7 protein-coding genes, 2 tRNA genes and 3 rRNA genes are annotated in these 13,304 nt (G+C 54.6%); all 12 read right to left on the reverse strand.

The genetic code is table 11. The features are described from left to right. Positions 1 to 77: 77 nt before the first annotated feature. The 12 genes from RHP74_RS26365 to ilvC all read right to left on the reverse strand — a co-directional run bounded on the left by RHP74_RS26365 (position 78) and on the right by ilvC (position 13,269). Positions 78 to 2,381, reverse strand: a complete 2,304-nt coding sequence (locus tag RHP74_RS26365) for an intermembrane transport protein PqiB (protein WP_010458354.1) — start codon at positions 2,379 to 2,381, stop codon at positions 78 to 80. Continuing rightward, on the reverse strand, positions 2,374 to 2,997 hold the full coding sequence (locus RHP74_RS26370) for a paraquat-inducible protein A (protein ID WP_010458355.1): 624 nt from the start codon (positions 2,995 to 2,997) through the stop codon (positions 2,374 to 2,376). The genes RHP74_RS26365 and RHP74_RS26370 overlap by 8 nt, the downstream gene beginning before the upstream one ends. Further along, positions 2,984 to 3,643 carry a paraquat-inducible protein A gene (locus tag RHP74_RS26375; protein WP_077749035.1) on the reverse strand — a complete coding sequence of 220 codons (660 nt, stop codon included), beginning with the start codon at positions 3,641 to 3,643 and terminating at the stop codon, positions 2,984 to 2,986. Before RHP74_RS26375 ends, RHP74_RS26370 begins: the two co-directional genes overlap by 14 nt. A 149-nt stretch (positions 3,644 to 3,792) precedes the next feature. Next, positions 3,793 to 3,908: ribosomal RNA gene (rrf, locus tag RHP74_RS26380) — 5S ribosomal RNA — on the reverse strand. A 158-nt stretch (positions 3,909 to 4,066) separates the two neighbouring features. Then, positions 4,067 to 6,958, reverse strand: a 23S ribosomal RNA gene (locus RHP74_RS26385). A 249-nt stretch (positions 6,959 to 7,207) separates the two neighbouring features. Further along, positions 7,208 to 7,283: transfer RNA gene (locus tag RHP74_RS26390), tRNA-Ala, on the reverse strand. Positions 7,284 to 7,310: 27 nt separating this feature from the next. Continuing rightward, positions 7,311 to 7,387 (reverse strand) — tRNA-Ile (locus RHP74_RS26395). An 82-nt stretch (positions 7,388 to 7,469) separates the two neighbouring features. Then, positions 7,470 to 9,008, reverse strand: a 16S ribosomal RNA gene (locus RHP74_RS26400). The 16S, 23S and 5S rRNA genes sit together here with 2 tRNA genes alongside, the layout of an rRNA operon. A gap of 544 nt (positions 9,009 to 9,552) precedes the next feature. Beyond that, complete coding sequence (gene msrQ / locus RHP74_RS26405) at positions 9,553 to 10,173, reverse strand: protein-methionine-sulfoxide reductase heme-binding subunit MsrQ (RefSeq protein ID WP_010467642.1); 621 nt, start codon at positions 10,171 to 10,173, stop codon at positions 9,553 to 9,555. Beyond that, positions 10,173 to 11,186, reverse strand: coding sequence for a protein-methionine-sulfoxide reductase catalytic subunit MsrP (gene msrP, locus RHP74_RS26410; RefSeq protein ID WP_010467640.1), 1,014 nt, complete (start codon positions 11,184 to 11,186; stop codon positions 10,173 to 10,175). Before msrP ends, msrQ begins: the two co-directional genes overlap by 1 nt. Positions 11,187 to 11,249: 63 nt before the next feature. Beyond that, on the reverse strand, positions 11,250 to 12,107 hold the full coding sequence (gene pssA, locus RHP74_RS26415; RefSeq protein ID WP_010467638.1) for a CDP-diacylglycerol--serine O-phosphatidyltransferase: 858 nt from the start codon (positions 12,105 to 12,107) through the stop codon (positions 11,250 to 11,252). 145 nt (positions 12,108 to 12,252) lie between these two features. Next, positions 12,253 to 13,269 (reverse strand): ketol-acid reductoisomerase, encoded by a 1,017-nt coding sequence (gene ilvC, locus RHP74_RS26420; protein WP_007948647.1) that lies wholly within the window; start codon positions 13,267 to 13,269, stop codon positions 12,253 to 12,255. Positions 13,270 to 13,304 lie beyond the last annotated feature (35 nt).

Raw genomic sequence — 13,304 nt, forward strand, 5'->3', positions numbered from 1 at the left:
CACAAATTCCGTGGTCACAGCAAATCCCTTGTGGGAGCGAGCCTGCTCGCGATGGCGGCAGCAGGGACACCAATAGTCTATTTGCCGAGTGAAATCTTCGGCGCCCAGGTCAGCCATTCATCTTCAAACTTGTCGAACAGCGGGAACGTCTGCTCAGGCCGCGCCGGATTGCCCATGCGATCACCCTCCGGCGTGGCGAAGGCGATACCGCCCTGAATCAGCGTTTCCAACGATTCGGTACGGACCGTCGCGCCTTTGAACAAGCCGTAGTCGAACCCGAAACCGCTGGTGTTCCAGAAACGCGTGCCGCTGCGCACCAATGGCGCGTATTTCGGCTCGATCAGAATGTGCACCAACACACGGTCAGCGGTCTGACCCAATTCATAGCCCGTCACCTTGCCCACGGTGACCTCGCGGTACGTTACCGGCACACCGGTTTTCAGTGAACCACGGCGAGCGGCGCTCAACACCAGACTCAAACCGGCTTCTTGCTTGGCCGATTCCGGTGGAGTGGCCAGGGCGACGAAGTTCTTCTGCGGCCCCAGATTCTTCGCTGCTGGCTGCACTTCGATGTATTGGCCAGTTACCAGCGTTTCCAGGTTGGAGGTCTTGATCAGGCCCAACTCAGGCTTGACCACCCAGAACTGACTGCCGACCCGGGCAATGCGCTCCGGCACTTCGGTGATTCGTGCGGTGAGCATCACCGATTGCAGGTCATCACTGAGGTCGACATCTTCGATCTTGCCGACATCCAGGCCTTTGAATCTCACGGGAGTGCCACTGCGCAAGCCATCGGCGCGATCGACCTTGATCGTAACCACGGCGCCTTTCTGGTTGGCTTCCTCATGGCTGGCGAACAGGCGGAAACGCGGAATGCGTTTTTGCAACGGCGCCTTGGCTTCGGGGGTTTCGAAAGCGATGCCGCCGGCCATCAGGCTTTGCAACGATTCACTTTTGACCTGGATTCCGCCGGTCAGTCCGCCTGTGAGCGTGATGCCGCTGGCATTCCAGAAGCGTGTCGAGGCATTGACCAGGCCTTCGTATTCCTTCTCGATGTGGACACCGATCACCAGTTGCTTCTTCTTTTTGGAGAACTGATAGCTCTGCACCGAACCAACCTTGACCTGCTTATAGAGAATCGGACTGCCGACTTCCAGCGAACCCAGGTTTTCGGTGAACAACACCAGATGCAGACCGGGCGAACGCAGGTCCAACGGCGGCGCCTTGGGTCTGGCCACAAATTCACGTTGCGGCGCGGCCCCTTTGTCGCCCGGTCGCACAGCGATGTAGTTACCTTTGACCAAGGCCTCCAGCCCGGTGATGCCCGCAAGGGAAATCGACGGTTTGACCACCCAGAACTGAGTGCCTTCGACCAGGTAATCCTCGGCCAGTGGATCAAGTGTCAATTCGGCAGTGGCAGCATTCAGGTCCGGATCGACCTTCAGCGCTTTCAGGTTGCCGACCTGGATGCCTTTGTACATGACCGGAGTACGGCCGGCCTGCAGGCCTTCGAAATCGCTGAGTTTGACCTTGACCCGAATGCCGGCAGCGGCGGCATCGAAGTCCTCGTAGAGGCGAAACGGCAGGCTTGGATCGGTGGGCGGGCTGTCCTTGCGGTTCTCCGGCGTGGCGAAGGCGATACCGCCGGCGACGATGCTGGCGAGCGATTCGCTGCGCACTTTTACACCAGACAGGTTGGCGTCGATGCTGATGCCGCTGGCGTTCCAGAAACGGGTGTGTTTGCGCACCAGATTGGCGTAGGTGGGCTCAATGAACACTTTGAGCTCGACTGTGCTTTGATCTTCCGACAGCAAGTAGCTTTTGACCTGGCCGACCTTGATCTGCTTGTAGAACACGGGGCTGCCGCGATTCAGTGAACCGAGACGATCAGCCTTGATGGTGAGGTGCAGGCCGGGCTGAGAGTCTGACAGCGGGGGCTCTTCAGCCAAGGCCTTGAACTTGCGGGTAGGCTCGCCCTCGCCGGGGCTGATGGCCACGTAGTTGCCGGACACCAGCGTTTCCAGCCCGGTGATACCAGCCAGGGTCACGCTCGGTTTGACCAGCCAGAAACGGGTGCTGGTCTTGAGGTATTGCTCCACGTCCTTGTTCATCTCGACGGTGGCGATCACACCTTTGGAACTGCCTTCGTCATCGAGCTTAAGGGTTTTCACCTTGCCGACTGGCATGCCCTTATAGACGACTTCAGTCTTATTGGCCTGAATGCCTTCACCGCTTTCGAAACGCACCTGTATCTCGATGCCAGTTTCGCTATAGGCACGCCAGCCGAGCCAGCCGCCAATGATCAGGGCGATCAGGGGCAGCACCCAGATGGCAGACCAGTTCGAAGCCGGTCGGGTTTTAGCTGTAGGCAAATCAGTCATGGTCGTCGTCCGACTCCGTGTTATCCCAAATCAGTCGGGGATCGAAAGTAACTGCGGCAAGCATCGTCAAAATCACCACACTGGCGAAAGCGATGGCACCAAGATTGGCTTCGACGCTGGCAAGCCGTCCGAAATTCACGACCGCCACCAGGATGGCGATCACGAAGATGTCCAGCATCGACCAGCGGCCGATGAACTCGATAAAGCGGTACATCCAGATTCGTTGGCGTGCCGAGAGGGGCTGGCGACGTTGTACTGAAAACAGCAGCAGCGCGATGCCCACCAGCTTGAACGTCGGCACCAGAATACTGGCGATAAAAACCACGGCGGCGATGGGAATCATGCCGTGCTGAACCAGCTGGATAACGCCCGACATGATGGTGCTGGGATCGCCCTGCCCTAATGAGCTGACAGTCATGATCGGCAGCACGTTGGCCGGAATGTAGAGAATCGCTGCGGTGACCAGCAGTGCCCAGGTCCGCATGACACTGTTCGGGCGACGGGCGTGCACCAGCGCACCGCAACGGGTGCAGGTTTGCTCGTCGGTGTCGGCTTCCTGCTTGTTCAATTCATGGCATTCGGTGCAAATCAGAATGCCTGCATCAATCGCCCGCATGGGCATCCTCTCCTGACAAAGCCTGCCAGATCTGATGAGGCGACATCACGACCTCCAGCCAGACCTGGACCAACAACAAACTGATAAAGCAGGCCAAACCGAGACCTACTGTAATGGCTGCCATATCTGCCAGTTTTACGATCGCCACCAGTACGCCCATGAGGTAAACCTCGAGCATCCCCCAGTCCCTTAGATGGTGATAAATACGGTAGAGCAGCAAACCGTAGCTGCGTCCGATATCAAACCGGATGCTCAACAGCACGGCCAATTGGCAGAGCAACTTGAGCAACGGGATTCCCATGCTGCACAGGAACACAATCACCGAGACGCCTTGCATGCCGGTATCGAACAGACCGACAACGCCGGTCCAGACGGTGTCTTGCGACGATTGCCCGAGTAGATTGAGCTGCATGATGGGTAAAAAGTTCGCCGGGATGTACAACAACAGCGCGGCGATGACCAACGCGAGACTGCGCTGCACTACGTTGTGCCGATGGGCGTAGAGTTCGTAACCGCAGCGCGGGCACAGGGCTTTCTCGCCATGGGCAAGCTCAGGCTTGCGCATCAGCAAGTCACACTCATGGCACGCCACCAAGTCGTCCAGCGGTAATTCTGACAGCCCGGGGGCGTCAACCGGATCTGGCATAAGGGCTCTGGCTCCGAAAAAGTTGGACCTATTCTAGTGTCATGAGTCGAAAATAACTGTGCAAATTTGTGTTGTAGCTTGAAGAGAACTTTCCTGCGGACAAAACAAAACCCCTACCTGCATACGCAGATAGGGGTTTCGGAATTTAATCTTGACGATGACCTACTCTCACATGGGGAAACCCCACACTACCATCGGCGATGCATCGTTTCACTGCTGAGTTCGGGATGGGATCAGGTGGTTCCAATGCTCTATGGTCGTCAAGAAATTCGGTAGCCAGGTCGCTTGCCTTACGGCGCACGCTCCAGCGAATGGGTATGTGATAGATCTCGGTGTTTGTGAACAATCGAACTTTCGGTTCATTTCGTCTTCACACACCGCAATCTGGTGCCTTTTCAGGTCAGCAAATTGCTTGGGTGTTATATGGTCAAGCCTCACGGGCAATTAGTATTGGTTAGCTCAACGCCTCACAGCGCTTACACACCCAACCTATCAACGTCGTAGTCTTCGACGGCCCTTCAGGGGACTCAAGGTCCCAGTGAGATCTCATCTTGAGGCTAGTTTCCCGCTTAGATGCTTTCAGCGGTTATCTATTCCGAACATAGCTACCCGGCAATGCCACTGGCGTGACAACCGGAACACCAGAGGTTCGTCCACTCCGGTCCTCTCGTACTAGGAGCAGCCCCTCTCAAATCTCAAACGTCCACGGCAGATAGGGACCGAACTGTCTCACGACGTTCTAAACCCAGCTCGCGTACCACTTTAAATGGCGAACAGCCATACCCTTGGGACCGGCTTCAGCCCCAGGATGTGATGAGCCGACATCGAGGTGCCAAACACCGCCGTCGATATGAACTCTTGGGCGGTATCAGCCTGTTATCCCCGGAGTACCTTTTATCCGTTGAGCGATGGCCCTTCCATACAGAACCACCGGATCACTAAGACCTACTTTCGTACCTGCTCGACGTGTCTGTCTCGCAGTCAAGCGCGCTTTTGCCTTTATACTCTACGACCGATTTCCGACCGGTCTGAGCGCACCTTCGTACTCCTCCGTTACTCTTTAGGAGGAGACCGCCCCAGTCAAACTACCCACCATACACTGTCCTCGATCCGGATAACGGACCTGAGTTAGAACCTCAAAGTTGCCAGGGTGGTATTTCAAGGTTGGCTCCACGCGAACTGGCGTCCACGCTTCAAAGCCTCCCACCTATCCTACACAAGCAAATTCAAAGTCCAGTGCAAAGCTATAGTAAAGGTTCACGGGGTCTTTCCGTCTAGCCGCGGATACACTGCATCTTCACAGCGATTTCAATTTCACTGAGTCTCGGGTGGAGACAGCGCCGCCATCGTTACGCCATTCGTGCAGGTCGGAACTTACCCGACAAGGAATTTCGCTACCTTAGGACCGTTATAGTTACGGCCGCCGTTTACCGGGGCTTCGATCAAGAGCTTCGCGTTAGCTAACCCCATCAATTAACCTTCCGGCACCGGGCAGGCGTCACACCCTATACGTCCACTTTCGTGTTTGCAGAGTGCTGTGTTTTTAATAAACAGTCGCAGCGGCCTGGTATCTTCGACCGGCATGGGCTTACGCAGTAAATGCTTCACCCTCACCGGCGCACCTTCTCCCGAAGTTACGGTGCCATTTTGCCTAGTTCCTTCACCCGAGTTCTCTCAAGCGCCTTGGTATTCTCTACCCAACCACCTGTGTCGGTTTGGGGTACGGTTCCTGGTTACCTGAAGCTTAGAAGCTTTTCTTGGAAGCATGGCATCAACCACTTCGTGTTCTAAAAGAACACTCGTCATCAGCTCTCGGCCTTAGAATCCCGGATTTACCTAAGATTCCAGCCTACCACCTTAAACTTGGACAACCAACGCCAAGCTGGCCTAGCCTTCTCCGTCCCTCCATCGCAATAACCAGAAGTACAGGAATATTAACCTGTTTTCCATCGACTACGCTTTTCAGCCTCGCCTTAGGGACCGACTAACCCTGCGTCGATTAACGTTGCGCAGGAAACCTTGGTCTTTCGGCGTGGGTGTTTTTCACACCCATTGTCGTTACTCATGTCAGCATTCGCACTTCTGATACCTCCAGCAAGCTTCTCAACTCACCTTCACAGGCTTACAGAACGCTCCTCTACCGCATCACCTAAGTGATACCCGTAGCTTCGGTGTATGGTTTGAGCCCCGTTACATCTTCCGCGCAGGCCGACTCGACTAGTGAGCTATTACGCTTTCTTTAAAGGGTGGCTGCTTCTAAGCCAACCTCCTAGCTGTCTAAGCCTTCCCACATCGTTTCCCACTTAACCATAACTTTGGGACCTTAGCTGACGGTCTGGGTTGTTTCCCTTTTCACGACGGACGTTAGCACCCGCCGTGTGTCTCCCATGCTCGGCACTTGTAGGTATTCGGAGTTTGCATCGGTTTGGTAAGTCGGGATGACCCCCTAGCCGAAACAGTGCTCTACCCCCTACAGTGATACATGAGGCGCTACCTAAATAGCTTTCGAGGAGAACCAGCTATCTCCGAGCTTGATTAGCCTTTCACTCCGATCCACAGGTCATCCGCTAACTTTTCAACGGTAGTCGGTTCGGTCCTCCAGTTAGTGTTACCCAACCTTCAACCTGCCCATGGATAGATCGCCCGGTTTCGGGTCTATTCCCAGCGACTAGACGCCCTATTAAGACTCGCTTTCGCTACGCCTCCCCTATTCGGTTAAGCTCGCCACTGAAAATAAGTCGCTGACCCATTATACAAAAGGTACGCAGTCACCCAACAAAGTGGGCTCCCACTGCTTGTACGCATACGGTTTCAGGATCTATTTCACTCCCCTCTCCGGGGTTCTTTTCGCCTTTCCCTCACGGTACTAGTTCACTATCGGTCAGTCAGTAGTATTTAGCCTTGGAGGATGGTCCCCCCATATTCAGACAAAGTTTCTCGTGCTCCGTCCTACTCGATTTCATGACTAAGAGATTTTCGCGTACAGGGCTATCACCCACTATGGCCGCACTTTCCAGAGCGTTCCGCTAATCTCAAAGCCACTTAAGGGCTAGTCCCCGTTCGCTCGCCACTACTAAGGGAATCTCGGTTGATTTCTTTTCCTCAGGGTACTTAGATGTTTCAGTTCCCCTGGTTCGCCTCTTAAGCCTATGTATTCAGCTTAAGATAACCATCTTATGATGGCTGGGTTCCCCCATTCAGACATCTCCGGATCAAAGTCTGTTTGCCGACTCCCCGAAGCTTTTCGCAGGCTACCACGTCTTTCATCGCCTCTGACTGCCAAGGCATCCACCGTATGCGCTTCTTCACTTGACCATATAACCCCAAGCAATCTGGTTATACTGTGAAGACGACATTCGCCGAAAATTCGATAATACTCAATTAAGAGCAACTCACAAATTTTACCTTAGCCTGATCCGTTACCAGTGAAAGTAACGTCCAGTCTATCTTTCTATCACATACCCAAATTTTTAAAGAACGATCTAGCCAAAGACTAGAAATCAACATTCACCATCATCACGATGGAATGCTCATTTCTAAGCTTTCAACAAACAGAAGCAGTAGTGGTGGAGCCAAACGGGATCGAACCGTTGACCTCCTGCGTGCAAGGCAGGCGCTCTCCCAGCTGAGCTATGGCCCCGTATTTCTACAGGTTCCCACACAAAATTGGTGGGTCTGGGCAGATTCGAACTGCCGACCTCACCCTTATCAGGGGTGCGCTCTAACCAACTGAGCTACAGACCCAATTTCGGGCTGCTTCTTATCGTCTTCTTCAATGAATCAAGCAATTCGTGTGGGAACTTATGGAGCAGCTGATGTCGTCGATTAAGGAGGTGATCCAGCCGCAGGTTCCCCTACGGCTACCTTGTTACGACTTCACCCCAGTCATGAATCACACCGTGGTAACCGTCCCCCCGAAGGTTAGACTAGCTACTTCTGGTGCAACCCACTCCCATGGTGTGACGGGCGGTGTGTACAAGGCCCGGGAACGTATTCACCGCGACATTCTGATTCGCGATTACTAGCGATTCCGACTTCACGCAGTCGAGTTGCAGACTGCGATCCGGACTACGATCGGTTTTCTGGGATTAGCTCCACCTCGCGGCTTGGCAACCCTCTGTACCGACCATTGTAGCACGTGTGTAGCCCAGGCCGTAAGGGCCATGATGACTTGACGTCATCCCCACCTTCCTCCGGTTTGTCACCGGCAGTCTCCTTAGAGTGCCCACCATTACGTGCTGGTAACTAAGGACAAGGGTTGCGCTCGTTACGGGACTTAACCCAACATCTCACGACACGAGCTGACGACAGCCATGCAGCACCTGTCTCAATGTTCCCGAAGGCACCAATCCATCTCTGGAAAGTTCATTGGATGTCAAGGCCTGGTAAGGTTCTTCGCGTTGCTTCGAATTAAACCACATGCTCCACCGCTTGTGCGGGCCCCCGTCAATTCATTTGAGTTTTAACCTTGCGGCCGTACTCCCCAGGCGGTCAACTTAATGCGTTAGCTGCGCCACTAAGAGCTCAAGGCTCCCAACGGCTAGTTGACATCGTTTACGGCGTGGACTACCAGGGTATCTAATCCTGTTTGCTCCCCACGCTTTCGCACCTCAGTGTCAGTATCAGTCCAGGTGGTCGCCTTCGCCACTGGTGTTCCTTCCTATATCTACGCATTTCACCGCTACACAGGAAATTCCACCACCCTCTACCATACTCTAGCTTGTCAGTTTTGAATGCAGTTCCCAGGTTGAGCCCGGGGATTTCACATCCAACTTAACAAACCACCTACGCGCGCTTTACGCCCAGTAATTCCGATTAACGCTTGCACCCTCTGTATTACCGCGGCTGCTGGCACAGAGTTAGCCGGTGCTTATTCTGTCGGTAACGTCAAAACAGATACGTATTAGGTAACTGCCCTTCCTCCCAACTTAAAGTGCTTTACAATCCGAAGACCTTCTTCACACACGCGGCATGGCTGGATCAGGCTTTCGCCCATTGTCCAATATTCCCCACTGCTGCCTCCCGTAGGAGTCTGGACCGTGTCTCAGTTCCAGTGTGACTGATCATCCTCTCAGACCAGTTACGGATCGTCGCCTTGGTGAGCCATTACCTCACCAACTAGCTAATCCGACCTAGGCTCATCTGATAGCGCAAGGCCCGAAGGTCCCCTGCTTTCTCCCGTAGGACGTATGCGGTATTAGCGTCCGTTTCCGAGCGTTATCCCCCACTACCAGGCAGATTCCTAGGCATTACTCACCCGTCCGCCGCTCGCCACCAGGTACAAGTACCCGTGCTGCCGCTCGACTTGCATGTGTTAGGCCTGCCGCCAGCGTTCAATCTGAGCCATGATCAAACTCTTCAGTTCAAACATCTTTGGGTTTTTAAGAAACCCTAAACTTGGCTCAGCAATCGTTGGTTACATCTTTGATTTCTCGCGGAGTAACTTGTGATGCTGATAATCTTGTTGACTATCAGTCTGACTCCACAAGCACCCACACGAATTGCTTGATTCAGTTGTTAAAGAGCGGTTGGTTAAGATCTTTCGTCTCAACCGAGGCGCGCATTCTACAGCAGCCTCTGTTGCTGTCAAGCGGTTATTTTCAGAAGTTTTCAAAGTTTCCTTTGCAACTTCAACCACTTGCGCTTCCGATCTCTCGTTAGCGGGAGGCGAATTCTACAGCGTTACTCGCTGCTGTCAACACCTCTTTTTCTCCGCTTTCGACCGAGAAGATCGAACCGTCAATCAAGCCAAACAACCCCGCCTGATCAACTCCTTCTGGGCTTCGATGACCTGAAGCAACTCGCTGTCGAAAACTGCGTAACTCTTTGTTTACCAAGGAGTTTTCCGTTTCGACTGCGCCGGAAGTGGGGCGAATTATAGACTTCCAGAATCTGCCGTCAACACCTATTTATGCTTTTCTTGCAGAAGGCGCTTTTTTGGCTATTAAACGCGGGATTCGACGGGCCACAGGCGGGATGCGCAACACTAATAGCAGCGCACCTATAGAAGCATAGATCGCCCATTCCTTGAGATCGGCACGAACGATCCACAACATATGCAGCAATCCAAGCCCGAGAATGACATACACCAGCCGATGCAGCTTCTTCCAACGAACACCCAGCCGGCGCTGACTGTAACGATTAGAAGTCATCGCCAATGCCAATAAACAGAGAAACCCCAACGTCCCGACAATGATGTACGGCCGTTTGCGCAACTCGACACCCAGCTGCGACCAATCAAATCCAAGAATAAACGCCGTGTAGCCGCTCAGATGCAGAACCACATAAGCGAAACACCACAACCCCAGCTGCCGGCGCACAGCGATCCACCCCGCCCAACCGGTGAGTTTCTGCAGAGGCGTCATGCTTAACGTTATTAGCAGCAGGATCAGCGTCCCCAGCCCCAGGCGGTCAACCAGGACCTTGCCCGGATCGGGACCCAACACATCCTGCCAGGCCTGATACAACCAAAGCAGCGGCCAGACCGCCGCCGCTATAAAGACGCCAATTCGCCAAAACGGATAACGCATCAGTAGTTCTTCCGCAGATCGAGCCCTGTATAGAGAGAAGCGACTTCATCCGAGTAGCCGTTGAACATCTGTGTGTCCCGAACATTGGGCTTGAACAGGCCGCTCGGCAAACGACGCTCACGAGCCTGAGTCCAGCGCGGGTGATCGACTGTAGGGTTCACGTTGGCGTAAAAGCCGTATTCATCCGCGGCAATGCTCTGCCAGGTGGTTTTCGGCTGTTCGCTGACCAGACTGATCCGCACGATGGATTTGACGCTCTTGAAGCCATACTTCCAAGGCACCACCAAACGCAGAGGCGCCCCGTTCTGATTCGGCAGTTCACGCCCATACATGCCCACCGCAAGAATGGCCAACGGATTCATCGCCTCATCCAGGCGCAAACCCTCTACATAGGGCCACTCGATCAAGGCAAAACCTGAGCGCTGCCCAGGCATGCTCTTGGGATCTTGCAGCGTTTCAAAGCGGATGAACTTGGCCTTCGATGTCGGCTCGACTTGCTTCAGCAACGCCGAAAGAGGAAAACCAATCCAGGGAATAACCATCGACCAGGCCTCGACACAGCGAAGACGATAAATACGCTCCTCCAGTTGATAGGGCTTCATGAAGTCTTCCAGCGCATACCGCCCCGGCTTACCTACCTCCCCATCCACCACCACGGTCCAAGGCTCAGTCTTCAGCGAACCGGCATTGGCGGCAGGGTCGCCTTTATCAGTGCCGAATTCGTAGAAGTTGTTGTAGTGGGTCGCATCCTTGAATGGCGTGATCGCCTCATCCTTGACGTTGACTGCCCCCCATTTAGTAGCAGGAAGCTTTTCGGCAAACCAGGAAGGCGCCTTGCCTGGCTCGACATCTGCGTAACGAGCGGCTTCGTCAGCACTGGCCCAGCGCGGCAGACTGCTCACGGCCAGACCGGCAACGGCTGCGCCCAGTAGATTGCGTCGAGAAAGATAGAAGGATTCAGGCGTGACGTCCGACTCGTGACAGTCAGACGCTTTGGGGACTTTGATCAGCATGGCAACTCCGCAGCATTGGAGGACAGATGCACCAATAGACTGCGGAGTATGAGGGAAATTACATCACTCGGCGTTTTTGTGCCGACGAAGATGCAACAGGTATTGCACCGGACCAGACGCCGCATAAGCGAGGAAAACCAGCAGCAGTATGCGCGGCGGATCACTGAAGACCACGGCAAACACCAGGACTACCGCGAGGATCGCGACAAAGGGCACTCGCCCCTTCAAGTCCAGCTCCTTGAAGCTGTTGTACTTGATGTTGCTGACCATCAGCATGCCGGCGGCGGCCACCATCAGCGCAACCAGGAACGACATCTTGGAACCCTGAATGCCGTAGTCACTGAACGCCCAGACAATCCCCGCGACAACACCCGCCGCAGCCGGACTGGCCAGACCGATGAAGTAGCGTTTATCCGCGGTGCCGACTTGCGTATTGAAGCGTGCCAGGCGCAACGCTGCACCCGCGACATAGATGAAGGCAACCATCCAGCCGACCTTGCCCATGTCGCCCAACGCCCAGCCAAACGCCAGCAACGCCGGCGCGACACCAAAGGCGACCATGTCCGACAGCGAATCGTACTCGGCGCCGAAGGCACTCTGGGTATTGGTCATGCGGGCAACGCGACCATCAAGGCCGTCGAGCACCATGGCGACGAAAATCGCAATCGCGGCAAACGCAAAATACTTGCTCGCGCCAATCGAATCACCGGCACTCAACGCACTCTGGGCGCTCATCGAGCTGATGATGGAATAAAACCCTGCGAACAGGTTCGCGGTGGTGAACAGATTCGGCAGAAGATAGATACCACGATGCCGGACTTTACGACCTTCAGCGTCATGCCCTTCCTCGATGTGTTCATCGATGGGCAGCAGGCTTTCGGCGTCAGAAGCCTTGTTTGGCTCTTCGGGACGTTCGCTCATGGACATTACCTTGCAACGGGGTGGAAAGTTTCGACAGGTGTCTGGGACGACGGTTCGGCCGCAAACGATGCAGCTTTATACCAGAACCTTTCAGCCCAAACGAAAAAACGCGGCCTAAGCCGCGTTTTTCGTACAAGTGCGCGACTTAGTTTTTAGCTTTGTCGACGATCTTGTTGGCACCGATCCACGGCATCATGGAGCGCAGTTGCTCGCCGATGATTTCGATACCGTGAGCGGCGTTGTTACGACGCTTGGCGGTCATCGAAGGATAGCCGGTCGCGCCTTCGCTGATGAACATCTTGGCGTATTCGCCGTCCTGAATACGTTTCAGGGCGTTGCGCATAGCCTGACGGGACTCGGCGTTGATCACTTCCGGACCCGTCACGTACTCGCCGTATTCAGCGTTGTTGGAGATCGAGTAGTTCATGTTGGCGATACCGCCTTCGTACATGAGGTCAACGATCAGCTTCAGTTCGTGCAGGCATTCGAAGTAGGCCATTTCCGGCGCGTAGCCAGCTTCAACCAGGGTTTCGAAACCGGCTTTGACCAGCTCAACGGTACCGCCGCACAGAACGGCTTGTTCGCCGAACAGGTCGGTTTCGGTCTCGTCCTTGAAGGTGGTTTCGATGATGCCGGTACGACCGCCACCGACGCCTGCGGCGTAGGACAGTGCAACGTTTTTGGCGTTGCCCGAAGCATCCTGATAGATAGCGATCAGGTCAGGGATACCGCCGCCTTTGACGAACTCGGAACGCACGGTGTGGCCCGGTGCTTTCGGCGCGATCATGATCACGTCGAGGTCAGCACGCGGAACAACCTGGTTGTAGTGGATCGCGAAGCCGTGGGAGAAGGCCAGGGTGGCGCCTTTCTTGATGTTCGGCTCGATTTCGTTTTTGTACAGGGCAGACTGGAACTCGTCCGGGGTCAGGATCATGACCAGGTCGGCAGCTGCAACAGCGGAAGCAACGTCGGTCACTTTCAGGCCGTGAGCTTCGGCTTTGGCAACAGTGGCCGAACCTTTGCGCAGACCGACAGTCACGTCAACGCCGGAGTCTTTCAGGTTGCACGCCTGAGCGTGGCCCTGGGAACCGTAACCGATGATGGCAACTTTCTTGCCCTGGATGATCGACAGGTCGCAGTCTTTTTCGTAATAAACTTTCATGAAATTCCCCTATATATCCAGGCCGTTCAGGCCGT

Source organism: Pseudomonas sp. SG20052, assembly GCF_031766055.1.
Classification (GTDB): domain Bacteria; phylum Pseudomonadota; class Gammaproteobacteria; order Pseudomonadales; family Pseudomonadaceae; genus Aquipseudomonas; species Aquipseudomonas mandelii.